The organism is Allobosea sp. BK604 (assembly GCF_004341515.1).
Classification (GTDB): Bacteria; Pseudomonadota; Alphaproteobacteria; order Rhizobiales; family Beijerinckiaceae; genus Allobosea.
Genome location: NZ_SLZF01000006.1, coordinates 107,302 through 133,845, shown reverse-complemented (window position 1 = coordinate 133,845; position 26,544 = coordinate 107,302). Strand labels below are relative to the sequence as shown.

Sequence of the window (26,544 nt, the reverse complement as noted above, 5' to 3'; positions counted from 1 at the left end):
ATCCCCCGTGACCTTCGCTCGGCCCTCTCTCCCTGGTGGGTGCGGGTTACCGAGTCGACGTGCCGGCGCATCCGGCAATTCTCGCATTGAGCAGACCATGCCACAGCAGCGCGGCAAAAGAAAAGCCCGGCACGAGGCCGGGCAAGTCAAGGGAGGAAACGCCCAAGGAGGGGCGAGCGGTCAGAGCTTGGCCGGATTGGGCTCGACCGGCACCGCACAGGCGGAAACGGCGTTGGCCTTTGCGGACAGCCACCCGGCAAACTGGAGCGCTTGTTCAGCCGAGAGGTTGATCGAAAGGCTCCGGCCAAAGCCCGAGGCGCTACAGCCGGCCCATGGGGATTCAATCGTGAGACAGATAGCGCCGCCGTAAAACGACCCATGAATGCTATCGTCACCCATGTCGGCGCTGTTGATCTCCAGGATGTCGTCGTCTTCGCTCACGTCACCACCTCCACTGCCTGCCTCGTCCGCTTCGTCGCGGCCTTCTCCTTGCGGTGCTTGGCGGCACGCGCGAGGTTCATCTTCCTGATGTGGGCCGCGCGCTGCTTCGGGCTCATCTTTGCCCACTTTGAGCGGGCCGCTTTTGCCATCTTATCGCGCCGTTTTTTTTGGTATTCCGCGATCAACCTATTGTCATCGCTGGGCAAATACCCCGTCTTGCAAGCTGCAAGATCATCCGGGATGAATGCCAGTTTCCCCTTTAGGGCACGCAGCAAGAGCGGCTGGCTTTCGCGCCCGATTGACCGCGCATTCCTCGCTGTCGGGTTGGTCAAGCTCGCCTCTATCTTGCCTTGATAGCCTGAAGCGAGGCCTGCGATCTCATCTACTGCGAGCTGGGAGAGACCGAGCTCTATGCGCCTTTCGCGCATGATAGCGATCAGGGCCTCGTACGTCGTGAAGGTGACGGGCTCAGCGGTCATCGGCTGGCACCAGTTCACGCTTGGCGGGCTCCAGCAGTTGCGTGAAGACGGCAATGTCGGTCTTCGGCTCGTCGAGCGGCCTGAAGAACGCGGCATCCCATCGAATGCACGCCTTCAAACTCCCATCTGCCTGCACAAGATCGATTTCCCAGAACCCGAGATAGAGCGCATCGTCGTCGCCGCAGATGCTATCAGCGTCGGCCCCGATCTTCATATCGCGGATCGTCAGCACCTCGTTGTGCATCGGAACGCGGACGGGGATTACCGAGTCTCCGAACTGCACGAAGTCATCCCAACCCTCGCGGATGCAGACGCAGCGCACGCCCGGTGCGGCCCATGTGTTCATCACCGCTCCTCCACCCGCTCATCGGCCGGCGCGTCGAAGCGCTCGTCCATGTCGTTGCGTGGCCGATCCATGTCCGGCTTGGCCCTGCGCTCGGACATGTAGTCCTCGTATTCTGCCCGGCTCATCATCGGCGTGAGAGCTCCGAGAGCTTCGGCCGAAAGCTGCGGCAGGCCCTCGGCGGCAATCCTCTCGGCCTGCCTAGTCACCACAGCGTCGAGCTCGGCGCGTTTCGTGTCGGTGAGCGCTTCCCGATCGACGACGGACTCGCCCTTGTGCGATTTGATGCCGAAGCGCTCGCGCACCTTGGCGACGAATGCCTCGCGCCGGGCAATGCCCTCGGGGCTGTCGTCGCGCTCGACCTCTTCGTCGACCTTTGGCTTCGGCAGGCAGGCGCCGGACCGGATGTGCTCGGCCAGCATGCGGCGCGCGCTCGTCTCCGCCTCGACGATCTTCTGCACATCGTGCCAGGTCGGCCACCACTGGCCGTCAGAGCGGTTCGGCCAGTTGCGAAGCGTCTCGAGCACGATATCGGCCGGATAGGCGCGCAGCTTCTCGGTCCAGATGATGGCCTCAGCCTCGTCTTCGCTCTGGTCGCGGTTGACGCGGCCTCTGGTCAGCGTGCGCAGCTCGTACAGCGCCTTGACGATCTCGCCCTCTGGCGCGCTGCGCAGCGAGCCGTCGACGATCGTGAGCGCTTCCAGGCGCTTGTCGTCGGGACAGACCCACGAGCAGCTTTCCGGCACCGAATAGGACGGGCCGTCATCCGGAAAGAGGTTCCGCCTACGAATAACGGGCTGCCGCCCGCTGATACGCTCCAAGGCGACCGCCACCCGGCGATCCGTGTCCGCTGGCCGCATTGCCGCCAGCGCGGCGGAGGCGATCAGCGGTTTGCCGTATCCGATTGCGGAAGGTAGCTGCCCAGTCGAGCTTGACGCCACGATTGCCCGGGACGCCGACCCAATAGTCTCGAAACTCGTCTGCTGTTCTCTCGATTTGGTCATCGGTCAATCCCACGCTTCGGCCAAATTCGATCTCGTTAGGCTCAGGCCGCCAATCGGCCGGCAGCCTCGTTCCCCGAGACGGCGACGCTCTGGCCTTGGCTGTGGTTGGGCTTGGCGATGGGGGCAGGATTTCGCCGGTCAGCGCGAACTCGCCCGCGGCAGTGTCGTGTTGGATGGGGGGTAAGGGGGGGTTATGCGAAGGGGGTTTGGGGGAAGGAAAAGGGGGGACATCGGGGGAAGGAAGTGTTTCAGCCGAAACGTCACCCGTGACGTCACTGGTAACGTCACATGTGACGTTCTGTGACGCTTTCTGCTTCTCACGCCACCGCCTAGTCCGCTCAGCCCCTTTCGAAGGGACAACCTCAGCCGCCTGCGCGCCGGCAATGCGCTGGTCGACATAGTCGAGCATGTCGGCGATGAGCTGCCGATCGCAGCCGGCATCCATCATGCGCATCACGATGTCGGACAGCCCGCTCATGAGCACCACCGCCAAGCGGCAAGCATCATGGCGCCGCAGATCGCGGTCAGCCCGAGCGCTGCGGCGATCACACCGGTCATCGGGCGATTCCGTTCTTGCGCTGGTGGCTGGCCATTTCGTCGGTAAGCACGGTCACGACATGGCCGTCGCGAACCTGGTAGCGCAGGCCGTCAAGGGCGATGACGTATTGCGTCGGGCCGATGCGTTCAGCCGCGCCGGATGCGCGCTGCAGGCGATCGACGAGCGAATTGCGCATCTGTTCGACGTCGACACCGTGTCCGCGTTCGATGAGGCGCAGCAGAGCGTGATCGGTCACGACGAGCATTCAACCCTCCCCGAGGTAAGCGGCGATCGCCTCGCGGGCGACGACCTCGGGGCTGGTGTTGCCTTCCTTCGCGAAGGCAATCAGCCGGTCATGCACGGCGGGCCAGAGCTTCAGCGTGAGCTCGCGCGCTCGAGCGGCGCGGACATCGCGCGGCCTTGCGCCACGCTGCAGAGCCAAGCGCGAAACGAATTGCTCATAGACGCCGAAGTCGGCCGCGATGGCCTTCAGCGGCTCTTTCGCGACATAGCGCTCGACGATCTCGTCACGCTGTTCTTCTGTGATGTGGCTCGAGTTCATGACGCAACCCTCAGATCCTTGACCGGAACCAAGGGCAGCGCGCCCTTGTGGCCATCGACATCGACCATGGCGCGCTCGGGCGCTGTGGTGATCGCGGGATAGACCTTGCAGACGCGGCCGGTGCGCCCGTCAGGGAGCGTGACGCGCAGATCGGTCAGGGGATGGGCTGCGGGCGCCTTGGCCATCACATCAGCCCCGTCTCAAGGGCGAAGCGCGCGAGCAGCGCAGCCTCAGCCCGGCCGTGATCCTTCTTGCGGGCGAACGAAGCCGCCGACGCCGGGAACAGGCGCAGGGCGAGCCCGCGAGCCTGCTCTTTGCCATCGGGGCCGCCTTGGATCTTGAAATGCTTCTTCCAGACCGCCGGCGTCGCCAGATGCAGGCAGATGCCCGTCAGACTCACCGTAGCCTTCGCGCTGGCATAGGCCGCGCCGAACTTGAACGCCTGGATGGAGCCATCCCGCGGCATGGGGCCGACGAGCTCGACGAGCGCGAACGCGGGGCCATGCTCGCGCAGGAGGCGGGCAAGCGAGGCGATATCCACCTCGCTGCCGACCACCGGCATATCGAACACGGAGACGCGCTCAAGCGCCTGCGGATCGAGAAAGGCGACGGCGCCGGTCAAGCCGGGATCAATCGCGGCTATGAACCGGGCCGCCGGCATTACGCCGTCTCCCCGACCGCCTGCAGGTACAGGTCGAGGATGGCTTCCTCTTCCTTCCGCTCGTCGAGATCGCGCTTGCGCATGGCGATGACCTTGCGCAGCACCTTGACGTCGTAGCCGCTGCCCTTGGCTTCGGCGTAGACCTCGCCGATGTCGTCGGCGATCGTCTTCTTCTCCTCCTCGAGCCGCTCGATGCGCTCGACGATGCTCTTGAGCTGCTCGCCCGCAACCGGATCGTCCATTTTCACATCCCTTGGAATTTGCGGCGGAAGCGCCGCCACACGCTGAGCCACCACGCGGCGGCTTTCTCGTTGCGCTCGGAACGCCAGAGCGCGAAATCGGCGATTTTATCTCTGAGCCAGTCCACGCTTTGCGTCCTCGATCTCAGCTCGGATTGCTTCAAGCCGGCGCTCGATGCCGGCGGCTTTGACTTCGCCCGCGAAGGCCGGCCACCATGACGGGCGCGCCTCGCCGACGATTGCTTGTAGGATCTCGAAGCCAGCATCCGAGCGCAGCAACTCCGCCAGCGCATCCGCCGACATGCCAGTCTCCTGGGCCAACCAGCCTTCAGCGGAACGCGTCGTCCGTCCGGCGCGTGACGCCAAGTTCGCGGCCGTCTTCAGCGGCCATAGACGCCGAGCGACGGCGGCAATCACCTCCTCAATGGGAGAGGGGGGAGCGAAGAGCTGCGCGGCTTTCATCGCGCACCCGCCGGGAAGTTGAGGCGCGCGAAGGCGCCAAACCGCGCCATTGCAGCGACATCGTAAGCCCGCGCCGCCTCGTCAGCGGTTGCGAAAGTGCCGATCACTCGCGGCTGAAGACCAACGCCCGGCGAAATCCGCGCCTGAAAATGTCCGCTTTGCGCGCGGACGCAGCGCTTGCGACTATTGCCCACCGGGTATCCCCGATTGGCGCAGTTTTCCGCGTGCGAGCACAGGCGAAGATTGGCGCGGCGATTGTCGAGACCATTTCCATTGATATGGTCGACGAACTCGCCATCCGCGGCTCCGGCGATAAGCCGATGCAGCCACATCTGTCTCCGAGCGCGCCTCGGGCCAACTGCGATAACCGCATAGTGGGTCTTACCGTGCGGGCCGCTGGGCTTGGCCTGCCATTTGCGGTCACCGAGCAAATGGACGTCTTGCCGATCGACAAGAGTGACCATCCCCCGCGATAGCGCGACCTCGACAAAATCACCGGAATCGTCTCGGTCGAAACCGAAGGACGCTGCGGCCGAGCTCGAATAACCTCTACTCACGATGTTCCCCCAGGAAGGCAGATCAGAAATGTCAGCTCAGCCGATCACGACCGAGGATCTAGCGGCGGCGCTTGCCGGCTTCGCGCTCAGCTTCAGCGCGGTCATCATGTCGCCGCGATACCAGACGCCGAACGAGGTTCTGGAAGCGCTCGCGAACGAGCTGAGCGACCTCGCGGCAGGCATGAAGAAGCGCGGCGACACGGGAACGCCGGCGGCAGAAGCAATCGCCCTCACAAGCCACATGCTCGTGGCATCCGAGGTGAGGCGCTGACCGGCGCTCGCGCATGGTCTCGATGAGGGGCGCGTATTTCATTCGGAGGCCCCTTCAGCCGGCAGATCGCCGAAGACCTCGGGCAGAAGAACGCGGCGAGAGATGCCGGTTTTCTCCTCGATCGTCTTAGCCAGCGCAGGCGAAGGCCGGCGCCGACCCTTCTCCAAGTCGTGGAGATATCCCGGGCTTGTGCCGATCCGATCGGCCAAGGCCTGCAGGGTGAGCTCGCGGTCGCGACGGAATTCAATGAGATGTTCCATGCCTCGCAACTTCGCATATCGCGAAGTTCGCGTAAAGCGAAAACTTCGCCATACGGTGAAAGCAATGATGCGGTGCGAAAACTATGATGTCGGCATGGCAAAACCGACAGGAAACAGGGCCGTGAAGTGGTACCTGCGCGAATGGCGCAAGCACCGCGGCCTCACTCAGCAACAGATCGCGGACGCGCTGGATACGTCGATCGGCCTCATCTCCGAACAGGAGTCAGGCAAGAAGCGGATGAACGACGACTGGGTCGCCGGCTGGTCGGCGACGCTTGAGGTCGAGCCTATCGATCTACTGCGCCATCCGCCTCAAGACGATCCCGAGGCGTCCGCGCGTGTGAGGCGGCTTGCAGACGCGATGCGGATATTCCAAGGCCTTCCAGACGATCGCCAGGCCCGGATCCTTGGCGTTTTGCTTGATATAGCTCCTGACGAAGAAGCTTTAGAGCGCGAACCTGCCCGTCAGGATCAAGCTTCTCCCATGCCAGCAAGAAGGCGTTAAGCCGACGCATATCCCGTACCCCTGAGACTTCTTCCAATAGGCCGGTATGAAGGGAGAAGGGCTTTCACAATTGTGGCGGGCTCGGCCTGGTTTCCCCCAATACCCGCACTTCTGGCGGGCTGGAGGATCAGCCTACGACACCGTTTACCTTACGACAATTCCAGTTCCCTTCGCCTTTGGTTGCGCCGGCAAATTGATTGCGGCGTAGGGTTAACGCGACCTTTTGAGCGGCCTATAATTAGCTGGCTCTCGCGAAACTTCGCGTATAGCGAACTTTCCCCTTGACCTTTATATTCGCTATGTGCGAAGTTCTCTCATCAACCGATGGGAGGCGTCCTTGTCCGCACCGAATTTCCAGACCGTCTACGTCGGCATCCCGGCCGAGCCTGATATGTCCCGAGCGCAGCGGATCTCCGTCCTGATCGACGAGCGCCGCGACCACGAGGCCGCCATCCGTGCCGCCTCCCCCGACGGCATGACCGCGATGGAGCGCGCGATCGCTCGCTGCCGCACCGTCGCCGCGCAGCAGCGCGTGTTGGCTATCAAGTCGGCCGCCCGCCGCTACCTGCGCCACCCGAGCACCCTTGATCAGATCACTTGGAACCTGTCGCAGAAGAGCGCGACGGCCGGCCTGCGCATCGTTGAGCGGCTGATCGCGGCTGGCACGACCGGTAACTCCTTCCCGATGAACGTCTCGCTGCACAACCTGCTCGGCGCCCGCCTACTCGCGCGCTGGGCACGCCGCGCCGAGACCAACGGCACCATGGACCGGCTGCTCTTCGGCGCGCCGCGTCAGGCGGCGGAGTAGGGGCGATGGGAGACCTCAATACTCGCGTGCTCGACACGCTGCGTTCTTCGGAGCAGCCGCTTGATGCTGCTGACGTCTGCGCTGCGCTTTCAGACGACACGCCGCTCTACCGGGTCTTCAATACGCTGCTGGGCCTTGAGCAGGCGGGCGCCGTCGAAATCGCCAGCACCTTCACCTCTGGCCGGCGCCTCTATCGCGCCACCGGCAAGACGGCTGACCTCCCCGAACTGACCGATGCCGAGCGCATCGAATACCACCGTGGCGTCGCAGAGAGAGCCTTGGCTGGGCAGCACGAGATTGCTCGCGAGCGGGATGAGGCGCGGGCTGAGGCGAAGAGGCTGCGCGAGGCGCTGGCGGAGTGCGAGGAGTACTTCGACAACCGCGCAGACGCTGACTGCGAAGGCGACCCGGCCGAGTTCGTGCCGAACAAGGAAATGCGGCTGCTGAACATCGTTCGCGCCGCCCGCATCAAAGCCGGAGGCGGCAATGTCTGACGCTCGCACCCTCTGGATCGCGGCCGAGAGCCTGAACGCCGCCCGACGCGTCGCCTATGCGATCGAGGCCGGGCGCATCACCGCCGGCGAGCGGCACCTGTCCGAGGAAGCCGCCAACGCATGGGCCGGCGAGCTCGCCGATCTGCACCGCTATCCCATGCCCGTCTTCGCGATCGTCATGGTGAAGCACACCACGCAGGACGGGCGCATTCCCGTCGCGTGGCCGCTCGACCGGATCGGCGACATCGCGGCCGCCATCACGCTGTTCGTCGCCGCGCCGGCAATCGCCGCCCGCTTCTGGTGGCTCCTGTCATGAGCTGGTGGAACGAGCCGCTGATCAGCCCGGAAACCGGGATCTATCTCATCCTCGCAATCCCGGTCTCGTGGGTGCTCCTGGCGCTCTTCGGCCGCGCGAACCGTGAAGGCCAGCAATGACCGAGTTCAGCTTTTCGCTCAGCGAGAAGGCCGACGCGGCCGATCGCGAGGCCAAATACCGCGAGCGCGTCTATCCGCGGTGGATCGAGAGCGGCCGCATGAAGCAGGACTTCGCCGACAAGCAAATCCGCCTCATGCGCGAGATCGCCAAGGAATACCGGCTCGCGGCCGAAGCCGAAGCTCAGAAGGGGAGGCTGCTTTGACCGAGCCCCTGCGCCTCCCGGCCGGCATTCACTTCGATGTCGCGGCCAAGGACTATCACGCCGATCCGGCCGCCGAGCCGAGCCTGTCGTCGAGCGTCGCGAACGTGCTGCTCACGCAGTCGCCGCGCCATGCGTGGCAGGTTCACCCGAGGCTCAACCCCGAGCAGCCGGACGAGACGCCAACCGGCGCGAAGGAGATCGGCACCGCAGTTCACAAGCTGCTGCTCGGTCGCGGCGCCAGCGTCGTCGAGATCGACGCCAAGGACTACCGGACGAATGCGGCCAAGGAAGCTCGCTCGGCCGCATACGATGCTGGTGAGTGCCCGATCCTCAAGGCCGACTATGAGCGCGCCACCGCGATGGCGGAGGCGGTCAGCAAGCAACTCGCCAGCATCGAAGGATGCGACGGCTTCACTGCTGCAGCGCCCGAGGTCGTCGGCATCTGCCAGGATGCGACCGGCGCGTGGCTCCGTTGCATGATGGACAAGCTCGAGGAGCGCAACGGCGGCGCCATCATCTGGGATCTGAAGTCCGGCGACCTCGCGGCCGAACCATCCGGCCTCGGCCGGCGCATCGCGAACATGGGCTATGAGGTGCAGGCGGCGATGTACGAGCGCATCGTCATCACCCTGCGGCCCGACCTCGCCGGCCGCCTGCGCTTCCGCTGGATCTTCGTCGAGAACGAATTCCCACACCTGATCACGGTCGCCGAGCTCGACAACGCCGGGCTGGAGATCGGCCGCAAGAAGGTCTCGGCCGCGATCGGCCTCTGGAACCGATGCATCCAGGCCGGCAACTGGCCGGGCTACCCGGCGCAGATCGTCCTCGCCGAATACCCGCCATTCGCGGAGAGCGCTTGGCTTACCCGCGAACTCGACGACGAGCGCCTGCGTGGCCTCGGCAATGACCCATTCCTCATGCGCGCGCCATGGCAGCCGCCGCGGCCGCAGCGCCACCAGCTTTCGGAGATCGCGTCTTGACCTTCACCTTTGCCCCCGCCGCCAACTTCTCGGAACGCGCTGGCCTGTTCGTCGCGCTCACCGGGGGGACGAACAGCGGCAAGACCTTTTCCGCGCTGGAGCTCGCGCGCGGCATTGCCGGCCCGAACGGCAAGATCGCCGTGCTCGATACCGAGGGCGGCCGCACGCTGCATCTGAAAGATCAGTTCCAGTTCGACGTCAACGTGATGGATCCGCCATTCCGGCCGGAGCGCTTCGCCGCGGCCGCGATCGAGGCCGAGAACGCCGGTTACGCCGCGCTCGTCATCGACAGCTTCAGCATGGAGTGGGTCGGCATCGGCGGCGTGCTCGACTGGCAGGCGCAGGAGATCACGCGCATGGCCGGCGACGACTATCGGAAGCAGGAGCGCATGAAAATGGCCTCCTGGATCAAGCCGAAGAGCGCTCACAAGGCCATGGTCTATTCGTTCCTGCAGCGCCGCATGCCGATCATCTTCAGCATTCGCGGCGAGGAGAGCGTGAAGCCCGGCGAGAACCCGGGCGACAAGCCGACCAAGACGCTGAAATCCGTCACGAACAAGGCATTCCCGTTCGAGATGACGGTCGCGTTCTGGCTGGAGACCGAGCGAAAAGGCTACATCGACCTGTCCGATCCGAAGACCTTCAAGATGGAGGGCGCGCATCGGACGATCTTCAACCACGGCGACCGCATCAACCGGTCGCACGGCGCCGCCCTCGAGGCGTGGGCAAAGGGCCAGAAGGCCGAGCCGCGCCCGGCACCAGCAGGGCAGGGCTCAGACGACTTTCCAGGCGACGCGCCCGATCTCCGCGGGCAGCAGATCATCGACGAAGCCAGAATCGCCGCGACGGACGGCATGGAGGCCTATCGCAAGCACTTCGGCGCGCTCGACAAGGCCGATCAGCGCGCGCTCGTCGACAGCGGCCACCACGAGACCAACAAGGCCACCGCCAACCAGGTCGACAAGCCCGTCGACCATGAAGGCGACGAAACCCTTTCTCTAGGGAGGGCGTGATGGGGGACGCGTCTGTCATCGACACCGGAGCTTTGATCGCCCGGCTGCGCCGTCTCCCGACGATCGAGGGCTCTTGGGTCGACGCCGTTCGGAACGAAGCAGTGGCGGCGCTTGAGCAAATCGCGAGCGACGAGCGTTTTGCCGCCGACGGAGTGATCGACGACACCGCTGCTCGGATCGCCGGCCTCGTCGGGCCGAACGACGAAGCGCAGGCAGTCGATAAGGCTGTCAGGAATGCGCTGCTGTTCATGCGCAGCCTAGCGAACCTCCGCCTTCAGAAGCTCCAGGCTCTGTCCGATGCAGCCTTGGCCTTCATCGACAGCCATGTCGCCGATCCAGACATCACCGACGAGATGGCCGAGAAATGGGCGCGCTTGCAGTCCCTCCGCCCCACCCAAGAGCCCGCCCGATGAGCGCGCTTCGGGATTTGATAGGTGACGCCCCCTGGTACGCTTGGACGCTGCCTGCCTTGGTTGCCGCGGTCTACGCAGCATGGACGGTCAAGCGCATCATCACGGGGCGGTGGTGATGATGACAGTCCACTATCACGGCACGCCCATCACGCCGGTCTCGGCGCTATACGAACTTGCCGGCCGCCACTTCTGCGTCAGTCATGCCCGGCCCGAAGACGTTCAGCGCGCGCATCAGATCGGTCAGTCCGTCATGCTCGACAACGGGGCCTTCTCGAAATGGAAGCGCGGTGCCGAAACCGACTGGCCGGCCTTCTATGACTGGTGCGAGCGCTGGCTGTCCTATCCGACGAGCTGGGCCGTCATCCCAGATGTGATTGACGGCGGCTCGCAGCTTCAGGACGCGCTGCTCAAGGAATGGCCATTCGGACACCGTGGTGCGCCTGTCTGGCACATGGACGAACCGATCGACCGCCTGCTGCGCCTCGTCGAGGAATGGCCGCGCGTCTGCATCGGCTCAACCGCAGAATATGCCGCGGTGCTGTCGCCGGCTTGGCAACGCCGCATGGATGAATGCTGGAACGAAATGACCAGCGGCCGACGCTTCCTGCCGAACATCCACATGCTGCGAGGGATGCAATGCGCTGGCCGGCAGTGGCCGTTTGCATCCCTCGATAGCACCGACATCGCTCAGAACCACAACCGTCCGCAGAACACGCCGCGCGGCATGGCTGACCGCTGGGATGCAATGCAGTGCCCCGGCGTCTGGTCCGTGCGCCCTGAACAGATGGAGCTTTCAGCATGACCCCTTCCCCCAAACCCGCCACCGAACCGGCAACGAGCGTGCGGGAGGCTTGCGCGCAGATGGCCGAGGAGCGTGCCAACATCTGCAACATGCTCGCGAACGACAATATTGATCGCAAGGAGAACATCATCCTGCGCGATGGGTTCAACGAACTCGCGCGCGCCATCCGCTCCGCTCTCGCCAGCGACGCCAGCCCGAGCGGGGAGGCGGTCACCCATCTTCGTTGGTTCCCGGAGCGTGGTGATTACGCGGTGTGTGAGGCAGGCCAGTTCGGCGCATTTCCGGTGTATCGCGCCACCCCACCCGCCCCCGCTGCACCTGCGGAGATGGTGGAGGCAATCGCCAAGATCGTCTATGCGGCGATGAAATGGGGCGCAGAACGTGCGGAGAATGGACGCCCGCCAGAATGGGTTGATCGTGGCAACTCCACGGCTCAAGTCGAAGCCCGACGATTTGCCAGCGACATTGCCGCCCTCTCTCCGAAGGGGGTGTAGGATGAAGGATTTAGTGCGCATCCGCGAGTGTCCCAACGAGCCTTGTCAGGACATCGCGGAGAGGATCACCGATTACCTCGCCAATGGCGGCCTGTTTAACCCGGAACTAGCGGATCACGTCGCCGTCCGAGATTTGCTGATTGAGTGCCGCGCCGCCCTCGCCAGCGCGGCCCTACCTTGGCAGGACATCGAGACGGCACCGAAGGATGGCAAGCGGATCATCCTGTTCCGCAAGGGGCACGTGGTCTGCGGTCGTTGGAATGACGACCGGTACGCACGAAATCCGCGCCCGTATTGGTCTCACGATCAAGAGCGGACGTTCGGCACAAGAGACGCTCGCGATGCTGCGCCCAGCCGCTGGATGCCGCTCCCTGCTCCTCCCTCGGCTATGGAGAACGGTTCTGCCGATCTCGCGGATGCGCACTCAAATTCCTATGAGGAGGGGGAGCGGTGAAGGTGCTCGTCGCCTGCGAATTCAGCGGGACGGTTCGTCGTGCCTTCTCAGCCCGCGGCCACGATGCGTGGTCGTGCGATCTCCTGCCGGCAGAGGACGGCAGCAACCGGCACATCGTCGGCGATGCCCGCGACATTCTCGATGATGGCTGGGATCTGCTGATGGTAGGTCACCCGCCATGCACCCGGCTTTGCAACAGTGGCGTCCGGTGGCTCTCGACGCCGCCGCCGGGCCGCACTCGCGAAGAGATGTGGGCCGAGCTTGAGGAAGGTGCCGCGCTCTTCTCGGCGTTCTGGAACGCGCCGATCAAGCGCGTCTGCGTCGAAAACCCGGTGATGCACCGGCACGCGAAAAAGCTGATCGAGAACTATGCCGAGCCGGCGCAGAGCGTGCAGCCGTGGCAGTTCGGCCATGGCGAGGTGAAGCGGACGTGCTTCTGGCTTCGCAACCTGCCGCCGCTTCGCGCGACCGATGTCGTCGAAGGTCGCACCGCCCGCGTCCATCGGATGTCGCCGGGGCCAGATCGCTGGCGCGAGCGCTCCCGCTTCTTCTCCGGCATCGCCGAGGCCATGGCCACCCAATGGGGCGACCTCGACGGCCTTACCCCGATTCAGCGCGATCTCTTTGAGGTGACCGCATGACCCCCGTATCAGTAGAACCGATAAGCGAGAGCCGACTGGCTGAGATCAGGAAGCGGACGGCCTGGCATCAGGAGGCGCGAGAACTCGGTCTGATAAACTTCTCGGTCAGGGAAGTCGCCTCCCTCCTCGCCCTGCTCGACCAGAAGGAACGCGAGCGAGTCGAGGCGCGGGCCGACTTGGACCGGTTGATGGACCCGGAACTCAAGCACCTTCGGATTGAGGGCGGCGCCATCGACGTAGCCCTCACCGGCCCGATCGTACAGCACATGGGATTGGTCATCAGCGAGCACTTCCGCGCATCCGGCGCGGAAAACTACATCGAAATGACCTACCACGCGAAGACCGAGCCCTTCGAAACGTATGTCTGGACGATCCAGAAGCGTGTCGGAAGTAACTCACCACACGATCTGCGGGCCAAGGCCGAAGCCCGCGCCACAGCCGCCGAAGCCGATAAGGCGGAACTGCGGCGGGCGTTGGAGTGCGTGAAGCAGCAGTGCGAGACGGCCGTCTACAACATTAGACAGCGCGAGCATGACGAGGCTGTTGTCCGCTCGTTCCAGAGCGTTGCCGACTTTGCATGCCGCGCCGCCCTCTCCGCCACGTCTCAGGACAGAGGGAATAGGGAAGGAGAAGGGGAATGAACCACATCCGTATCAATGGCGACGTGGCTCATATCCGGATCTCGCAAGAGTTGGTTGCCGTTATCGACATCGCAGACCTTCCCAAGGTCAGGGACCACTCGTGGTTCCGGATGCCCGGCCACGGGCGGGACTATGCCGTTGGGTATCGTCGCGGCCAGGGGCGAATTCCTATGCACCGCCGGGAGGCGAAGTGATGAAGCTGACGAAAATCCGCTTTTCACAATTGGCCGGCTACATCGCAAAGAATGCAGCCACGTGGTCGGCTGAAAGTCTCGATCTGGTCGAGGCATACCCGGAGATGCGGCCGGATGCCGTGTACCGTTTCACGGACGAAATGCGCGCTCGCTTAGATCGGCTCGACGAACTCGCCGGCCGCGCCGCTCTCCAGAAGGATGCACCTGATGTCTGAGATCGATAAGGGGGCGCTGGAGAAGGCGTTACGGCACGCAATTACGACGGCTTCGAATGACGACTACTCGAAAGCAGGAACGCCTGAACGCGCGCGACATGTTGCGCGGATCAACGCCATGACGAACGCGGCCGATGCGCTCGCCGCCCAGAGCCAGGAGGCGGACGGGATGCCTGGCAGCTTCACCGTCGATGATCTCGCGCAGGAAATCCGCCGGGTTGACGGCCAGCATAAGCTTGGTGCCGGTGCTCTTGCCGAGGCCCTAGCCCCGTTCCTTGCCAAAGCCTTCGCGGCGAAGGAGGCTGAGATCCGCGAGGTCCGCATGCAGGCGCTATCGGATGAAGGGCAGTTGCGGGAGATGCACGACCACATCGCCCACGCTGACGCCTACCAGAAGGCCGCGATGGACAATCTCGCTCGCGCCGAAGCCGCCGAAGCCCGCGCCACCGCAGCCGAGGAGCGCTTGAGGGAAGCGGTTGCTGCCGAGACAGAGCGGTGCGCGAAGATCGCCGATTTCCACACGACGTCGAAGGTTGTCGGCACGTGGGCGCCTGAGGGAGCGGTGCAGTTTGTTGCTGCCAACATCGCGGCAGATATTCGGGGCAAGGGAGTGTGAGCATGCCCGAGCGTCGCCGCCCCGAGCCGACGAGCCTATACCCCGACGAGAAGGAGCTCGCCCGCGTGATCCTTGGCGACCGCGCGTCAGAGTGGCCTCGAATTGCGAAGATGGAAGAGCGCAACGGGCTGCCCCCGATCAGCGCCGTCTATGGTGGGCGCTATTGGCCTGCCATCCGCGCGTTTTTCGACAGACGATACAAGCTCGAGGCTGTCACCTCGCTTGAGCAGGAGGAGGAACCTAACGATGGACTCGCCGAATGGAAGGCTGAGCGCGCCAGGATTGCGGCGGCTAAAGCGAAAAAGCGGCCGGATTGATTGCTATTGGGTTGCGGAGAAAGAGGACATCACGAAGGGGTTCCGGCCTAAGACAGTCCGGCTTCGCGCCGATTTCGACACCGAAGAGGGCTATCTATACATCGCCGAGCAGTGCCAGCGCCTGCAGATGCAATTGCGCATGTGGCGCGACGGCCTGCGTTCCACGTCTGCTCGATCGGCCTACGGAACGGTTGCATGGCTTTGCGAGAGCTTCCTGCTCGACGAAGCCTCTCCGCTCCGCGAGAGGCGGCGCGACACCCAGATTTTCTATGAGCGCTACATCAAGATCATCACGCAGACCTTCGGCAAGGTGGATCTCGGCACTGTAACCGGCATCAAGATTAGAGCATGGCACAAGGAGTGGAGTGTCCTTGGAGAACGCGGGGCATATGCCTGCATCCAGACGCTCCGGCGCATCGTCAACTACGGCTGTGAACTCGCGCAGAAGGATGGCGACCCGTGCCTGCGCCTGGCCACAGTGCTTTCGAAGATGGAATTCAAGGCGCCGAAGGGCCGCAAGAAGCGGGTTACGCATGACCTCGTCATGGCGTTTAGGCCGAAGGCTCACGAGAAGGGACGGGCGTCGATTGCCTTGGCAGTCACCTTGCAGTTTGACCTTGGGCTTCGGCAAAAGGACGTCATCGGCGAATGGGTTCGTGCCGGCGATGGGTCGCGCGACGGGATCATGGATGGTGAGTGGCGTTGGCAGATCGGCCTTACTTGGGCGCACATCGACAGCGATTGGATATTGCGCAAGCCTACCAGCAAGTCGAACGGCAATGAGATCGCCGAGCACGACTTGAAGGCGTACCCGGAATCGCTCGTGCTGCTGCAGATGATCCCACAGGATCAGCGCGTCGGGCCGGTCATCCTCGATGAAGGGTCAGGCAAGCCCTATCGCAAGGCGCATTTCGCGAGAACGTTTCGGAAGATTGCGAAGGACGCTTCGTGGCCAAACGACGTATGGAACATGGATAGCCGGGCGGGCGCAGTGTCCGAGGCATTCGAAGCCGGGGCCGAGCCGGCCGACGTGATGAAGGCCGCGACCCACACGCAGATTTCGACCACCATGGGCTACAATCGCGGGGGCGTTGTGCAGTCGAACCGGGTGGCGGAATTAAGGCTAGCGAAAAGGAGCAAGAGCAATGGATGAAGCTCGGATCAGCCTCGATACCTTGGCCGGCGGATGGATTGTCGACGTGATCGGCGAAAATTGTGGATCGCAAATCGGACGCATCAGCCTAGCGGACTTGCTGGGCCAAATTTCGGGTATCGAATGGGCGCATGATCAAGATGAAGAAGCTGCTTTACGGGCCGCGCTCGTTCAGATGCTCAGATCCAATGCCGACCGTATAGAACTGGCCGCGAACAATCTGCCCTAACACCAACCCTAACACTCGCTTGAACAAAACGGCCTAAGCCGTTGAAAAAAATGGTGCCCAGGGGCGGAATCGAACCACCGACACTGCGATTTTCAGTCGCATGCTCTACCAACTGAGCTACCTGGGCGCTCCGGCGAAGCGGTGACGCTCCGTGTTGGTCGGGGCGATATAGAGGCTGAAATCCGGCCTGTCCAGTCGCTTCGCATCTTTGCGCGGAACCCGGCGGCTCCCGGCGCGCGAGCCTGTTGATATCGTTGAGCCAGGTCAGGCCAGGCCGGGCTGCGCCCGGCCTGCTGGAATGCGCCATTGGCCCGCAGCCCCCAGGGGGGACCGCGTGCTCGTGCCGAAGCGCTTCAGCCTCAGCCCGCCTTCTTGGTGATGAGCGTCAGTTCGCCGCTATCGTTGATCTGCGCGAGGACGACATGGGTCGGCGTCAGTCCCTTCGCTTCGAGCGCGGATTTGATGGAGGGTGCGGAATCGATGGCATTGCGCAGCTTCTGCAACTCGCCATCGCCGCGCTCCGCCACGACCTTGTTGACCTGGGACTGCGTCGACTCCGGCAGTTCGGTGATATCGACGACATTCACCGACTGGATCGCGGGCGGAGTCGCGGGCGCTTGCGGCGCCGCTGCCGGCGGGCGGGCAGGCGAGGGCTGTCCGGAGGGGGCCTGGGCGCCAGCTGCCGTCGCGAGCAGGAGGGCCGCGCCGGCCGCGGCAATCGTGATCATGCGCATCGAATGTCCTTCCATTGGTTTGCGGATCACCGCGAAACCTGGCCGAGGAATGCGGTGATAGCCCGGGCCGCCGCTGGTCATTCCATGACCATGTCGCGGCGAAACCGCGAATCATGTGGCGGAAGGATGGCCCAGGCCCGGCCCTGCGGAGCGACATTCTGGCCCCTGGCCGTTCGGGAACCGTTCAGCCAGGCTGACGTTGATTGCGCTGGACGACGACTTTGCGGATCTCGTTATGCATGCTTTCTCTTCGCGCGCCGGCGACAGCCGGACGCAGCTTCCTCCCCGCCACCCCGTCACCATCCGGCGCGAGCCCGATGGCTATGGGATTCGCTTCGGTTTGAGCGAGGAGGAGGACGAATTGCTGCACGGCCCCAGCTTCGAGACCTTGCCCGAAGCCCTTGCCTGGGTCGATGCGTTCGACGAGGCCCGCTCGGCGTGAGCGCCGAAGTGACATCTCATTCACCGCGATCTGCACAGGGTGGCTTGTCAAAGCGCTCGGCAATCGGGCATAGAGCCTGCAACGGAGACGTGGCCGAGAGGCTGAAGGCACTCGTTTGCTAAATGAGCATACCCCACAAGGGTATCGAGGGTTCGAATCCCTCCGTCTCCGCCATCATCCCCTTTTGATCCTGCTGAGCTTCCTGGAGCGGGCGGACCGTGCCCTGTCACGGCGCCTTGGCATGGCAGCGGGTAGAAGGGTTCCGGGCATCGTCGTGCCCTTGCGAATGCCAAGGCGTCCGGACTTGCATGAGCCGGCCGCAGCAGGAGGCAACCGGATTGTCGGGACCACAGGGCACGGGAATCTCCGCCCAGGTCTCGCCGGGCCTACTGAAAAGCCATGGGCAGGGCGAGAAGTGCCAGAACGGTGACCACAATACTGGCCCGCAGCCAGATTCCCTTGACGCTACCACTCACGAGCATAATGGACCCCCGACGGCACTGATACGCAGTGCTGGTTCCGGCGCTTTACTGTCCGGCGCCGCCGACAGTCCCCAACTGTCATGATTGTGCACTTGGTCAATCTCAGTGCGCAAGCGACTTCTACTCTTTCGAATGATCAGGAAACATCCGAGCCTCGAGCTTGTTTCAATCAACGCGACATTGCAGGAGGCTGATTATGAGAGACGGACCCGGAAACAAGCTCTCAACTGAGCAGGGCGCGGACCGTGGCTCCGTGAAAACCGATCTCGCCAGAGCATTGTCGAGTGGAGTGGACAGCCCGCGTGAAGACAATGCGTCACAACAAATCGCCAGCGCCGTCGTGACAGAAGACACCGGCGCCAACCGCTTCAACATGGCGCTGGAGGGAGGAATAGCCTACGCGACGTTCCGGCGGCAGGATGGCCTCCTGATCATCTCTCATACGGAGGTGCCGAGGGCGTTGCGCGGCCGCGGTATCGGATCGCAGCTGGTCCACGGAATCTTCGAGCTCGCGCGACGCCGGGGCGAAAAAATTCTTCCGGTCTGCCCGTTCGTTGCGGACTGGGCGCATCGGCACCCCGAATATGCGGACCTGATGCCCAGCAGTCGATAGCGCTTCCACCAACTGCGCTGTGAGAGCATTCTTATCCGGAAGCTAACTGGCCAGCTCGATGATCAGTGCGCTGGCGAGCCCGACGACGGCCAGGACCAAGCCGGTTCCAACTGTCGCCGTCAGAAAACCAGGCGCGTTGGACGGACCGTCTTCATCGTCCTGGTGCTGAGCCTCCCATGTGTCGGCCGCTTCCTCGAGATCGATCAGCTCTGCTTCGGCCTCGGAGCCCGGTTCCGCCAGGACAAGTTCTTTTGCCCGGGCGCGAGCCCGTTCGTAATCATCTTCACAGCCAACGACGATCTTCTTTGGTTCACCCATCGCCGCCCTCCATTGCCTGGGGTTGCTTGGACAGAGCGGGGTGCTCGCGCGTCTCAAAATCGAGCATGGCGGCAGTCAGGTCGAGAAATTCGTCCTGGCCTGTGCCGTCGGCGGATATCTGGCCGAGAGCTTTCAGGCGATCTCCCGCTAGCAAATACTCGTCGTAGGTCTCGATGCGCATGTTTGCCCCGCTGATCCGTTTGACTGGAAACGTGGCGGTGAGCTGTTTGATCCGGCCAGGCGCCACAATCGGATCCGCACGCCGAACGACACCGACCACTCGGTAAGGCGCAGAGACGCATAACCCTGGTCAGCGCTCCAGGCCCCCGCACTCCACGCTCAACCAGCAACGCTTTTTCAGCGGCCGTTTACCTGGGCGCGATAGTCCGTGGTGGATGCATGACCGTCGAGTGACGGAAGGAGCCGCCATGCCGCCCAGAGCAGCAGCCCAGGAGGGCGGCCCTGCGCCCCGCCTGAATCGCTTCATGAGCGTGACGCTGGAGCTTGGGCCCGAGGTTCTCGTGCCGCGCCGGGAAACCGAACTGCTCGGACGCAGCGCGGTCGCGATCCTTCGCGATAACCCGCCGGGCTCCGTGGTGATCGACATGTGCTGCGGCTCCGGCAATCTTGCCCTGGCGATCGCCGCGGAGATCCCCTCAGTCCGTGTCTGGGCGGCGGACCTGACCGACAGCACGGTCGCTCTTGCCCGCAGCAATGCCGAACGCCTGGCGCTTCAGGACCGGGTCACCATCCGGCAGGGCGACCTGTTCGCTGCGCTTGAGGGCGATGGGCTCTCCGGCGCTGCGGACATGATCGTCTGCAATCCGCCCTATATCTCCACCGCGCGCCTCGACGGCGAGAGCGCGCATCTGCTCGCGGCCGAGCCGCGCGAGGCCTTCGACGGCGGACCCTACGGCATCTCGATCCACCAGCGCCTCGTCCGGGACGCGGTCGATCTCCTCAAGCCCGGCGGCTGGCTGCTCTTCGAGTTCGGGCAGGGGCAGGACCGGCAGGTCGCGGCCCTGAGCGCCCGGGCCAGGGCTTACGAGCCGGTGACCTTCGCCAAGGACGACGACGGGATGCCGCGCGTCGCGCTGCTGCGCAAATCGGGAAACGGCGCCGCGGTGCCCCCGGTGCCCTCGCTGCCCTCTGATTCGCCGAGCCGGGCATGAGCGAGATCCGTCCGCTGCAGGCCGCGGATATCCCGGCGGTCTCCGAGCTCTTCCAGAAAACCTTTCGGGACGGCGACAAGCCGGCGCCCCAGACGCTCGCGGCCTATCTGAGCCAGCGCTATCTCGAAGCTCCGGTCTGCGACCCCGAGATCACCTCGCTCGTCCATATCGCAGGAGATGGCGATATTTCCGGCTTCGTCGGCGTGAACGTGCTGCTGATGAGCTATGGCATCCGCAAGCTGCGGGCAGCCATTTGCGGCTCGCTCATGGTCGAGCCGCGGGCGAACGATCCGATGGCGGGCGCAAGGCTGCTCAGGACCTTCCTGGCCGGGCGGCAGGACATCTCCTTCAGCGAAACCGCGAGCGCCCTCTCGACCCAGATGTGGACGAAGCTGCGCGGGGTCGCCCTGCCGCAATACAGCCTGGACTGGCATCGGGTCATCCGGCCCTCTTCCTTCCTGCTCGACCTGGCCTCGCGGCGGGCCGGCGCCATTCGCTGGCTCGATCCGCTCGCGCGCGGCATCGATCGCTATCTGCGCGGGCGCATGGACGGGAACGAGCTGCGCTGGTCCAGCGTCGCCGAGAACTGGAGCGGCAAGGGCGGCGCCAAGGTCAGCGAGATCGACCAGGCCGGCTTCATCGCGCTGGTGGAGCCGCTGACGCGGCACTACACGCTGCGACCCGACTGGAGCGCGGAGTTGCTCGCGCATATCGTCGCGGAGGCTGCGGGGAAGCCGGAGTATGGCGAGGCGGTGTTCGCCTCCGTCTCCGCCTCGAACGGCGAGCCGATCGGCGCCTTCCTCTATCATGTCAGCCCGGGCAGGATCGCGCGGGTGCTCCAGGTCCTGGCGCTGCCGGGGCAGGCCGGCGCCGTCCTCGACTGCCTGATCGGCGATGCGGCGCAGCGCGGCGCCGCCGGCCTGCGCGGCCGCACGCAGCCGGCCCTGCTCGAAGCGATGCTGGGGCGGCGGGTCGCCTTCACCCAGCCGGCGGCGACCGTCGTGCATTCGCGCGACAAGGAGCTGGTGAACGCCTTCCTGAACTCGCAGGGCTTCTTCAACGGGCTCGCCGGCGAGCACTGGGGCCGCCTGGCCGGGGGCCGGTTCGACTAGAGCGTTGTCGCATCCGCTTTTTTTCGAAAGCCGAAAGCCACTTTCGGGCCGATGCGCTAAGCCTCAGCCGGCGACCTCCGCGACAGGGCCGACAAGCTGCGGGCCGAGATGGAGATAGCGCGTCGCCCGGCGCTTGGCCGCGATATCGGCGAAGACGCGCTCGACCTCGACCGCGCTCAGCTTTGCGGCGGCTGCGACCTCCTCGGCCGGCAGGCCATTGTTGAGGCCGAACAGGCAAAGATCCATGCGGTCATAGGGCAGGGAGAAATAGAACTCCTCCTGCGTCTGCGCGAGCGAATAGGTGTCGGTCGTCGGAGGCCTCAGGCGGATCTCCTCGGGGATGCCGAGATGGGCGGCAAGCGCATAGACCTGGCTCTTGTAGAGATGGGCGATCGGCTTGACGTCGGCCGCGCCGTCGCCGTTCTTCACGAAGAAGCCCTGGTCGTATTCGAGCCGGTTCGGCGTGCCCAGCACGGCGAAGTTCAGCCGGTCGGCGTGATAGTATTCGATCTGCTTGCGCGTGCGCTGCTTCATGTTGGTGGCGGCGACGATGCCGAGATAGACCGCCGGCGGCATGCGCAGCTTGGTCTGCCGGCCCTCCAGGTCCTGAACCACCAGCGAGGAGATGTTGTAGCCGTCGCCGGCGAGCGAATTGGCGATGACGATCTTCGAGGCCCAGCCGGGGCCGTAATCCGGCACGAGCTCGCGGATGAAGGCATCGCGCCTGTTGTAGCAGCCCATTGCGCGCAGGGTCGGGCCGATATCCTCGACGATCGCCTCGATGCCGAAGCTCTCGGCGACCAGCCGGCCGAGCCGCAGGCTCTCGGGATCGGAATCGTTCTCCGGCATGAACAGGCAGAAGACGTTCTTGGCGCCGACGGCGCGGGCGGCGAGCGCGGCGCAGACGCTGGAATCGATGCCGCCGGAGAGGCCGAGCACGAGGCCGCGCTTGCGCATGGCGCGCAGCTGCTCGCGCAGCCCGGCGACGATGCGGTCGGTTTCCGCGGCGTTGTCGAGGGTCAGCGCCGCCGGCGAGAAGGCGGGGCGGCCCGGTGTGGCGGGGAGGGTCATTCCGCCGTTCCCAGCGCCTCGGCCGCCAGCCTGCGGCTGACCTTGCCGGTATCGGTCTTCGGCAGCTCCTGGCGGAATTCGACGCGCTTCGGCACCATGAAGTCCTCGAGATGACCGGCGCAGTGCCGGATGATGTCGCGTTCGCTCACGCTCTCGTCCCGGAGCACCACGAGCGCGGCGATGGCATGGCCGAGCACCGGATCGGGCACGCCGGTCACCACCGCTTCGGCGATGCCGGGATGGGCATGCAGCACCGCCTCGACCTCCTTCGGCGCGACCTTCTCGCCGCGGGTCTTGATGATGTCGTCCTTGCGGCCGACGAAATAGAGGAATCCTTCCGCATCCGTGCGGAACAGGTCGCCGGTATGCAGCCGCTTCTCCCAGGGCTGTGGGCCGGGGCGCAGCATCTGCCGCGTCGCCGCCTCGTTGCGCCAATAGCCCTGCATGACATGCGGGCCGCGGATGACCAGTTCGCCCGCGACGCCCGGCGGCACGCGCTTGCCCTCGTCGTCGACGACGATCGCCTCGGTGTTGGGAATGGCGATGCCGACCGAGCCCGGCCGGCGGTCGAGCTCCTCCGGCGGCAGATAGGTGCAGCGCTTGCACTCGGTCAGGCCGTACATCGAATAGAGCCGCACGCCCGGGAAGAGCTCGCGCAGCCGGGCGATATGCGCGGGCGGGAGGGCCGCGGCGGTGTTCGAGAGATAGCGCAGGCTCGGCAAGAAGCCGGGCGCCAGATCGCGCATCTGCAGGATCAGCGCCGCCATGGTCGGCACGAGCGGGAAGCCGGTGACCTTCTCGGTGCGAATGCGCTCGAAAATCGCCTGCGGAAAGGCGAAGGATTTTTCGAGGACGAGCGTCGCCCCGAGCCGCATCGCCATCAGCAGCTGATAGAGGCCGTAGTCGAAGGCCAGGGGCAGGACGTTGAGGATGATGTCGTCGGGCGTGTTGCCGAGATAGGTCGTGATCGACTCTGCCGCCGCATCGATATTGCGATGCGTCATCATCACGCCCTTGGGGCGGCCGGTCGAGCCGGAGGTGTAGATCAGCATGGCGAGGTCGATATCGATGCCGCCATGGCCGACCGGCGCCGGTTCAAATTCGAGGCAATCCTCGAAGGAGGCGGCGCCATCGGGGACCTGTCCCGACGGCGCCCCCGTCGACGCGACGAAGAGCGGCCGGTCCGACAGCGCGCGCGCCTGGGTCACGACGGGCATCAGCCGCGCCTGGGTCAGGATCGCCGCGGCCTCGCAATCGCCGATGACATAGGCGAGCTTGTCGGCCTTGGTCGAGGCGTTGATCGGGCTGAAGACCGCGCCCGCCTTGAGGATCGCGAAGATCGCGACGGCGGCTTCCCAGCAATTCTCCATGAAGACGAGAACGCGGTCGCCGCGCTCGACGCCATTCGCGGCGAGCGCGGCAGCGAGCCGGCTCGACAGCGCGTCCAGCTCGTCATAGCGCAGCCGCTTCCGCTCGGTGACCAGCGCCGTCTTGGCGCCATGCGCAGCCGCATTGGCGATCAGGAATTGCTCGACCCGCATCAGCCCGGGCCTCCGCCGCTAGAGCATTTTCAAGCGAAGTGGAAACCGGTTCGCGTGAAGAAAATGCTTCAAAGAGAGATGGCGCATTTTCAAGCGAAGTGGAAACCGGTCCGCGTGAAGAAAATGCGTCAAGATAATTGGACAGGGAACTTCCGCGTTTCGGAGAAACGCGGACATGCTCTGGACGTCACGCCGCCAGCCGTCACGCCGCGACAAGCGAGGCGGTCTTCAAGCTGATGAAGTCCGTGATGCGCGCCAGCGAATCGAGATTGGCCGGCACGATATCGGCATCGGCGACGGTGATGCCGTAATGGTCCTCGATGAAGGCCACGAGCTCCAGAACGCCGGTCGAATCGATGATGCCGGTCTCGATGAACGAGTCGACATCGTCGAGGGCCTGGGTGGTGTCGCCGAACAGGAAGTTCTCGATGACAAAGGCCTTCACTGCGTCGCGGATCGTGTCTGTCATGTGCTTACCCTTTCTTGGATGGTGTCAGGCGGCCTTTGCGGTGGCCTGGCCGGCGCCGGTGAAGGCCGCCAGCCAGAGCTGCGTCGACAGGATGCCGACGAAGGCCGCGTTGTCGCGGAAGCCCGAGGCCGGCTGGCGGCTGCATTTCTCGTGCAGCTTGGCCACGGCCTTGGGATTGAACAGCCCGCCGGCGCCGATCGCGGCGCTGCCCAGCATCGCCCCGACATAGTCCCGCGCGCCCGGCCCGACGAAGGACTGGCTGTCGGGGGCGCGGTAGGGCTGCTTGGGGCGCCGGCCGATCGCGGGCGGCAGCAGATCCTTGGTCGCGTCCCGCAGGATATGTTTCTCGACCAGCCCCTTCAGCTTCATCTGCGGAGGAAGCCCGGCGGCGAATTCGACCAGGCGATGGTCGAGGAAGGGAAAGCGGCCCTCGATGCCATGGGCCATCGCCATGCGATCGCCCTGGCTCGACAGGATATAGCCGGGCAGCAGGAAGCGGGCTTCGAGATACTGCGCCTGATGCAGCGGATGCCAGCGGGCGAAGGCAGCGGGCAGGCGCGCGGCGAGCTCCTCGGCGGCGTCGTATCCGGACAAAGTCGCCCGCAGGTCGCCCGAGAAGAACAGCTTCGTCGCCGCGGTGCCGTCCAGCCGCGGCCGATGCGAGAACAGTGGATCCTCGAGCCCGCTTCCATCAGCCCCGAAGAACGAGGCGAGATACTCGGCGGATTGCTGCCTGAGCCCCGGCAGATAGGGATAGAGCTTGCGGAACAGATGCGGGCGGATGCGCGAGCCGGGCTGCCTGCCGCAGAACCGCCGAACCCGGGCCTCCTTGAAGATATCGTAGCCGGCAAAGATTTCATCGGCGCCTTCGCCCGTCAGCACCACTTTCAGCCGGGCCTCGCGCACCAGGCCCGAGAGCTTGTAGAGCGGGGCAGGGGCGGTGCGCAGGATCGGCCGCTCGGTGAAGCGGATCACCTCGGGGAACACCGCTGCGATATCGCCCGCTCCACAGGCGACCGAGCTATGCTGCGTGCCGAGCGCTCGGGCCATCTCCAGCTGGAAGGCGCTCTCGTCATGCTCGGCACTGTCGAAGGTGACCGAGAAGGTCCTGAGCCCGCCCGGCGCCATGCCGGCCGCCAGCGCCGAGGTGATGGAGGAATCGAGGCCGCCGGAGAGATAGGAACCGACCGGCACATCGGCGCGCATGCGGATGCGGGTGGCGTCCGTCAGGAGCGCGCGCAGCTCCTCGGCCGCTTCGCGCTCGTCCCGGTGCCGTGGAGGCACCTCCCGGTCGGGATAATCCAGGCTCCAGTAGGACCGCGTCGAGACGCTGCCCTCCTGCACGATCATCAGGCTCGCGGGCTCGAGTTCCCAGACGTCGCGGAAGGCCGTGCGCGGCGCAATCGGGGCCCAGAGCGTGAAGATCTGGTCGAGCGCCACCGGATCGAGCTCGGCCGCGACGCCCGGGACCTGGAGCAGGGCCTTGACCTCCGAGGCGAAATAGAACCGTTCGCCCTGCCGCGTGTAGAAGAGCGGCCGCACGCCCATGCGATCGCGCGCCAGGACCATCCGGCGCCGGCGGCCATCCCAGAGCGCAAAGGCGAAATCGCCATTGAGCAGCGAGACGCAGTCCTCGCCCATCGCATCGTAGAGATGCAGGATCACCTCGGTATCGCTGCCCGTGCGGAAATGGCGGCCTTTCGCGCGCAGCTCCTCGCGCAGCTCGACATAGTTGAAGATCTCGCCGTTGAAGGCGATCGTCAGCTCGCCTGTCGCGTCGGACATCGGCTGCTGGCCGTCGCTGAGACCGACGATGGAAAGCCGGGCATGGCCGAGGCCGGCAGCCTCCGCCGTGAAGAAGCCCTGCTCATCGGGGCCGCGATGCGCAATGGCGGCCGTCATCCCCTTGAGGAGCGCCCTTCCATCCCGGACAGTGCCGAAATAGCCGCCGAAACCGCACATGCCGAGATAGTTCCAAGTCAATCAGCGCGACTTCATCAGCGCGACTTGGACTATAGCCAGCAAGATACCGGCAGGCGTTAAATATTCGCGGCTATTCGCGGGAATGGTAAATTTTGAAGGAGAAGCGAGGCGCTGTTTTCGGGGTAAGAAGTCATGCCCCTGGAGCCGCGCTTTGGTGAGTGGAGTGACGCAAAGGGAGCCGAG

At 64.7% G+C, this 26,544-nt stretch carries 45 protein-coding genes and 2 tRNA genes; 26 read left to right on the top strand and 21 right to left on the bottom strand.

Going from position 1 to position 26,544, the window contains the following annotated elements:
* Window positions 1-180 precede the first annotated feature (180 nt).
* The 12 genes from EV560_RS19295 to EV560_RS19245 all read right to left on the bottom strand — a co-directional run bounded on the left by EV560_RS19295 (window position 181) and on the right by EV560_RS19245 (window position 5,286).
* The gene (locus EV560_RS19295; RefSeq protein ID WP_131857428.1) at window positions 181-441 is read right to left on the bottom strand and encodes a hypothetical protein; all 261 of its coding nucleotides are present in this window, start codon (window positions 439-441) and stop codon (window positions 181-183) included.
* Window positions 438-920 (bottom strand): helix-turn-helix domain-containing protein, encoded by a 483-nt coding sequence (locus EV560_RS19290; protein ID WP_131857427.1) that lies wholly within the window; start codon window positions 918-920, stop codon window positions 438-440. Before EV560_RS19290 ends, EV560_RS19295 begins: the two co-directional genes overlap by 4 nt.
* Window positions 910-1,266 carry a hypothetical protein gene (locus EV560_RS19285; protein ID WP_131857426.1) on the bottom strand — a complete coding sequence of 119 codons (357 nt, stop codon included), beginning with the start codon at window positions 1,264-1,266 and terminating at the stop codon, window positions 910-912. The genes EV560_RS19290 and EV560_RS19285 overlap by 11 nt, the downstream gene beginning before the upstream one ends.
* Window positions 1,266-2,096 (bottom strand): hypothetical protein, encoded by an 831-nt coding sequence (locus EV560_RS19280; protein WP_131857425.1) that lies wholly within the window; start codon window positions 2,094-2,096, stop codon window positions 1,266-1,268. Before EV560_RS19280 ends, EV560_RS19285 begins: the two co-directional genes overlap by 1 nt.
* Window positions 2,097-2,821: 725 nt before the next feature.
* Window positions 2,822-3,070, bottom strand: a complete 249-nt coding sequence (locus tag EV560_RS19275) for a hypothetical protein (protein ID WP_131857424.1) — start codon at window positions 3,068-3,070, stop codon at window positions 2,822-2,824.
* Window positions 3,071-3,367, bottom strand: a complete 297-nt coding sequence (locus EV560_RS19270) for a hypothetical protein (RefSeq protein WP_131857423.1) — start codon at window positions 3,365-3,367, stop codon at window positions 3,071-3,073.
* The gene (locus EV560_RS19265; protein ID WP_131857422.1) at window positions 3,364-3,552 is read right to left on the bottom strand and encodes a hypothetical protein; all 189 of its coding nucleotides are present in this window, start codon (window positions 3,550-3,552) and stop codon (window positions 3,364-3,366) included. The genes EV560_RS19270 and EV560_RS19265 overlap by 4 nt, the downstream gene beginning before the upstream one ends.
* Window positions 3,552-4,028 (bottom strand): RuvC family protein, encoded by a 477-nt coding sequence (locus EV560_RS19260; RefSeq protein ID WP_131857421.1) that lies wholly within the window; start codon window positions 4,026-4,028, stop codon window positions 3,552-3,554. The genes EV560_RS19265 and EV560_RS19260 overlap by 1 nt, the downstream gene beginning before the upstream one ends.
* Window positions 4,028-4,270 (bottom strand): DUF2312 domain-containing protein, encoded by a 243-nt coding sequence (locus tag EV560_RS19255; protein WP_131857420.1) that lies wholly within the window; start codon window positions 4,268-4,270, stop codon window positions 4,028-4,030. The genes EV560_RS19260 and EV560_RS19255 overlap by 1 nt, the downstream gene beginning before the upstream one ends.
* A gap of 2 nt (window positions 4,271-4,272) precedes the next feature.
* Entirely contained in the window at window positions 4,273-4,395 is a 123-nt protein-coding gene (locus tag EV560_RS36720) for a hypothetical protein (protein ID WP_282568866.1), read from the bottom strand.
* A complete protein-coding gene (locus EV560_RS36455; RefSeq protein ID WP_248312135.1) occupies window positions 4,376-4,570 on the bottom strand; it encodes a hypothetical protein in 195 nt (64 codons plus the stop codon). The genes EV560_RS36720 and EV560_RS36455 overlap by 20 nt, the downstream gene beginning before the upstream one ends.
* A 155-nt stretch (window positions 4,571-4,725) precedes the next feature.
* Entirely contained in the window at window positions 4,726-5,286 is a 561-nt protein-coding gene (locus tag EV560_RS19245; RefSeq protein ID WP_131857418.1) for an HNH endonuclease, read from the bottom strand.
* Between the two features lies 1 nt (window position 5,287).
* On the opposite strand from EV560_RS19245, the gene EV560_RS19240 reads away from it, so the two are divergent.
* Window positions 5,288-5,557: a hypothetical protein gene (locus tag EV560_RS19240; RefSeq protein WP_131857417.1), complete on the top strand. Its 270-nt coding sequence runs from the start codon at window positions 5,288-5,290 to the stop codon at window positions 5,555-5,557.
* 38 nt (window positions 5,558-5,595) lie between these two features.
* Here the strand turns inward: EV560_RS19240 and EV560_RS36890 are convergent, their stop codons facing one another.
* The gene (locus EV560_RS36890) at window positions 5,596-5,817 is read right to left on the bottom strand and encodes a helix-turn-helix domain-containing protein (protein ID WP_465247027.1); all 222 of its coding nucleotides are present in this window, start codon (window positions 5,815-5,817) and stop codon (window positions 5,596-5,598) included.
* On the opposite strand from EV560_RS36890, the gene EV560_RS19230 reads away from it, so the two are divergent.
* The 20 genes from EV560_RS19230 (at window position 5,816) to EV560_RS19140 (ending at window position 16,424) form a co-directional block, all read left to right on the top strand.
* Window positions 5,816-6,322 carry a helix-turn-helix domain-containing protein gene (locus EV560_RS19230; protein ID WP_165923539.1) on the top strand — a complete coding sequence of 169 codons (507 nt, stop codon included), beginning with the start codon at window positions 5,816-5,818 and terminating at the stop codon, window positions 6,320-6,322. The genes EV560_RS36890 and EV560_RS19230 overlap by 2 nt on opposite strands.
* Window positions 6,323-6,659: 337 nt before the next feature.
* A complete protein-coding gene (locus EV560_RS19225) occupies window positions 6,660-7,130 on the top strand; it encodes a hypothetical protein (protein WP_131857414.1) in 471 nt (156 codons plus the stop codon).
* A 5-nt stretch (window positions 7,131-7,135) separates the two neighbouring features.
* A complete protein-coding gene (locus EV560_RS19220; protein ID WP_131857413.1) occupies window positions 7,136-7,624 on the top strand; it encodes a hypothetical protein in 489 nt (162 codons plus the stop codon).
* Entirely contained in the window at window positions 7,617-7,940 is a 324-nt protein-coding gene (locus EV560_RS19215) for a hypothetical protein (protein ID WP_131857412.1), read from the top strand. The genes EV560_RS19220 and EV560_RS19215 overlap by 8 nt, the downstream gene beginning before the upstream one ends.
* A complete protein-coding gene (locus EV560_RS36715) occupies window positions 7,937-8,059 on the top strand; it encodes a hypothetical protein (RefSeq protein WP_282568865.1) in 123 nt (40 codons plus the stop codon). The genes EV560_RS19215 and EV560_RS36715 overlap by 4 nt, the downstream gene beginning before the upstream one ends.
* Window positions 8,056-8,262: a hypothetical protein gene (locus EV560_RS19210; protein WP_131857411.1), complete on the top strand. Its 207-nt coding sequence runs from the start codon at window positions 8,056-8,058 to the stop codon at window positions 8,260-8,262. Before EV560_RS36715 ends, EV560_RS19210 begins: the two co-directional genes overlap by 4 nt.
* Entirely contained in the window at window positions 8,259-9,242 is a 984-nt protein-coding gene (locus EV560_RS19205) for a PD-(D/E)XK nuclease-like domain-containing protein (protein ID WP_131857410.1), read from the top strand. The genes EV560_RS19210 and EV560_RS19205 overlap by 4 nt, the downstream gene beginning before the upstream one ends.
* On the top strand, window positions 9,239-10,255 hold the full coding sequence (locus EV560_RS19200; RefSeq protein ID WP_131857409.1) for a hypothetical protein: 1,017 nt from the start codon (window positions 9,239-9,241) through the stop codon (window positions 10,253-10,255). Before EV560_RS19205 ends, EV560_RS19200 begins: the two co-directional genes overlap by 4 nt.
* Complete coding sequence (locus EV560_RS19195) at window positions 10,255-10,668, top strand: hypothetical protein (protein WP_131857408.1); 414 nt, start codon at window positions 10,255-10,257, stop codon at window positions 10,666-10,668. Before EV560_RS19200 ends, EV560_RS19195 begins: the two co-directional genes overlap by 1 nt.
* Window positions 10,669-10,783: 115 nt before the next feature.
* Window positions 10,784-11,470 carry a hypothetical protein gene (locus tag EV560_RS19190; protein ID WP_131857407.1) on the top strand — a complete coding sequence of 229 codons (687 nt, stop codon included), beginning with the start codon at window positions 10,784-10,786 and terminating at the stop codon, window positions 11,468-11,470.
* Window positions 11,467-11,964: a hypothetical protein gene (locus EV560_RS19185; RefSeq protein WP_131857406.1), complete on the top strand. Its 498-nt coding sequence runs from the start codon at window positions 11,467-11,469 to the stop codon at window positions 11,962-11,964. Before EV560_RS19190 ends, EV560_RS19185 begins: the two co-directional genes overlap by 4 nt.
* 1 nt (window position 11,965) lies before the next feature.
* Complete coding sequence (locus EV560_RS19180) at window positions 11,966-12,418, top strand: hypothetical protein (protein ID WP_131857405.1); 453 nt, start codon at window positions 11,966-11,968, stop codon at window positions 12,416-12,418.
* Window positions 12,415-13,059, top strand: a complete 645-nt coding sequence (locus tag EV560_RS19175) for a hypothetical protein (protein ID WP_131857404.1) — start codon at window positions 12,415-12,417, stop codon at window positions 13,057-13,059. The genes EV560_RS19180 and EV560_RS19175 overlap by 4 nt, the downstream gene beginning before the upstream one ends.
* On the top strand, window positions 13,056-13,700 hold the full coding sequence (locus EV560_RS19170; RefSeq protein ID WP_131857403.1) for a hypothetical protein: 645 nt from the start codon (window positions 13,056-13,058) through the stop codon (window positions 13,698-13,700). Before EV560_RS19175 ends, EV560_RS19170 begins: the two co-directional genes overlap by 4 nt.
* Window positions 13,697-13,894 (top strand): hypothetical protein, encoded by a 198-nt coding sequence (locus EV560_RS19165; RefSeq protein WP_131857402.1) that lies wholly within the window; start codon window positions 13,697-13,699, stop codon window positions 13,892-13,894. The genes EV560_RS19170 and EV560_RS19165 overlap by 4 nt, the downstream gene beginning before the upstream one ends.
* On the top strand, window positions 13,894-14,109 hold the full coding sequence (locus EV560_RS19160; protein WP_248312134.1) for a hypothetical protein: 216 nt from the start codon (window positions 13,894-13,896) through the stop codon (window positions 14,107-14,109). The genes EV560_RS19165 and EV560_RS19160 overlap by 1 nt, the downstream gene beginning before the upstream one ends.
* Entirely contained in the window at window positions 14,102-14,725 is a 624-nt protein-coding gene (locus EV560_RS19155; RefSeq protein ID WP_131857400.1) for a hypothetical protein, read from the top strand. The genes EV560_RS19160 and EV560_RS19155 overlap by 8 nt, the downstream gene beginning before the upstream one ends.
* Before the next feature lie 2 nt (window positions 14,726-14,727).
* Entirely contained in the window at window positions 14,728-15,042 is a 315-nt protein-coding gene (locus tag EV560_RS36075; protein ID WP_207908068.1) for a hypothetical protein, read from the top strand.
* Window positions 14,972-16,195 (top strand): site-specific integrase, encoded by a 1,224-nt coding sequence (locus tag EV560_RS19145; RefSeq protein ID WP_131857399.1) that lies wholly within the window; start codon window positions 14,972-14,974, stop codon window positions 16,193-16,195. The genes EV560_RS36075 and EV560_RS19145 overlap by 71 nt, the downstream gene beginning before the upstream one ends.
* The gene (locus EV560_RS19140; protein WP_131857398.1) at window positions 16,188-16,424 is read left to right on the top strand and encodes a hypothetical protein; all 237 of its coding nucleotides are present in this window, start codon (window positions 16,188-16,190) and stop codon (window positions 16,422-16,424) included. The genes EV560_RS19145 and EV560_RS19140 overlap by 8 nt, the downstream gene beginning before the upstream one ends.
* A 51-nt stretch (window positions 16,425-16,475) precedes the next feature.
* Here EV560_RS19140 and EV560_RS19135 read toward each other — a convergent pair.
* Window positions 16,476-16,551 (bottom strand) — tRNA-Phe (locus EV560_RS19135).
* 232 nt (window positions 16,552-16,783) lie between these two features.
* Window positions 16,784-17,152, bottom strand: coding sequence for a hypothetical protein (locus EV560_RS19130; RefSeq protein ID WP_465247022.1), 369 nt, complete (start codon window positions 17,150-17,152; stop codon window positions 16,784-16,786).
* Window positions 17,153-17,357: 205 nt separating this feature from the next.
* On the opposite strand from EV560_RS19130, the gene EV560_RS19125 reads away from it, so the two are divergent.
* From EV560_RS19125 to EV560_RS19115, 3 genes are all read left to right on the top strand, one after another.
* Window positions 17,358-17,600 (top strand): hypothetical protein, encoded by a 243-nt coding sequence (locus tag EV560_RS19125; protein ID WP_131857396.1) that lies wholly within the window; start codon window positions 17,358-17,360, stop codon window positions 17,598-17,600.
* 83 nt (window positions 17,601-17,683) lie between these two features.
* Window positions 17,684-17,774, top strand: a tRNA-Ser gene (locus EV560_RS19120).
* A gap of 561 nt (window positions 17,775-18,335) precedes the next feature.
* A complete protein-coding gene (locus tag EV560_RS19115; protein WP_248312133.1) occupies window positions 18,336-18,695 on the top strand; it encodes a GNAT family N-acetyltransferase in 360 nt (119 codons plus the stop codon).
* Between the two features lie 42 nt (window positions 18,696-18,737).
* Here EV560_RS19115 and EV560_RS19110 read toward each other — a convergent pair whose 3' ends face one another.
* Together EV560_RS19110 and EV560_RS19105 are read right to left on the bottom strand one after the other, a co-directional pair.
* Window positions 18,738-19,013, bottom strand: a complete 276-nt coding sequence (locus tag EV560_RS19110; protein ID WP_131857395.1) for a hypothetical protein — start codon at window positions 19,011-19,013, stop codon at window positions 18,738-18,740.
* Window positions 19,006-19,194, bottom strand: a complete 189-nt coding sequence (locus EV560_RS19105; RefSeq protein ID WP_131857394.1) for a hypothetical protein — start codon at window positions 19,192-19,194, stop codon at window positions 19,006-19,008. The genes EV560_RS19110 and EV560_RS19105 overlap by 8 nt, the downstream gene beginning before the upstream one ends.
* Before the next feature lie 247 nt (window positions 19,195-19,441).
* Here EV560_RS19105 and EV560_RS19100 point away from each other — a divergent pair, with 247 nt between their 5' ends.
* Together EV560_RS19100 and EV560_RS19095 are read left to right on the top strand one after the other, a co-directional pair.
* Window positions 19,442-20,185: a N5-glutamine methyltransferase family protein gene (locus EV560_RS19100; RefSeq protein ID WP_131857393.1), complete on the top strand. Its 744-nt coding sequence runs from the start codon at window positions 19,442-19,444 to the stop codon at window positions 20,183-20,185.
* On the top strand, window positions 20,182-21,297 hold the full coding sequence (locus tag EV560_RS19095) for a hypothetical protein (protein ID WP_131857392.1): 1,116 nt from the start codon (window positions 20,182-20,184) through the stop codon (window positions 21,295-21,297). Before EV560_RS19100 ends, EV560_RS19095 begins: the two co-directional genes overlap by 4 nt.
* 63 nt (window positions 21,298-21,360) lie before the next feature.
* Here the strand turns inward: EV560_RS19095 and nadE are convergent, their stop codons facing one another.
* The 4 genes from nadE to asnB form a co-directional block, all read right to left on the bottom strand.
* A complete protein-coding gene (gene nadE, locus EV560_RS19090) occupies window positions 21,361-22,368 on the bottom strand; it encodes an NAD(+) synthase (protein ID WP_131857391.1) in 1,008 nt (335 codons plus the stop codon).
* A complete protein-coding gene (locus tag EV560_RS19085; RefSeq protein WP_131857390.1) occupies window positions 22,365-23,909 on the bottom strand; it encodes a class I adenylate-forming enzyme family protein in 1,545 nt (514 codons plus the stop codon). The genes nadE and EV560_RS19085 overlap by 4 nt, the downstream gene beginning before the upstream one ends.
* A gap of 202 nt (window positions 23,910-24,111) precedes the next feature.
* Entirely contained in the window at window positions 24,112-24,378 is a 267-nt protein-coding gene (locus tag EV560_RS19080; protein ID WP_131857389.1) for an acyl carrier protein, read from the bottom strand.
* A gap of 24 nt (window positions 24,379-24,402) precedes the next feature.
* Entirely contained in the window at window positions 24,403-26,340 is a 1,938-nt protein-coding gene (asnB, locus tag EV560_RS19075; RefSeq protein WP_131857771.1) for an asparagine synthase (glutamine-hydrolyzing), read from the bottom strand.
* Window positions 26,341-26,544: the final 204 nt, after the last annotated feature.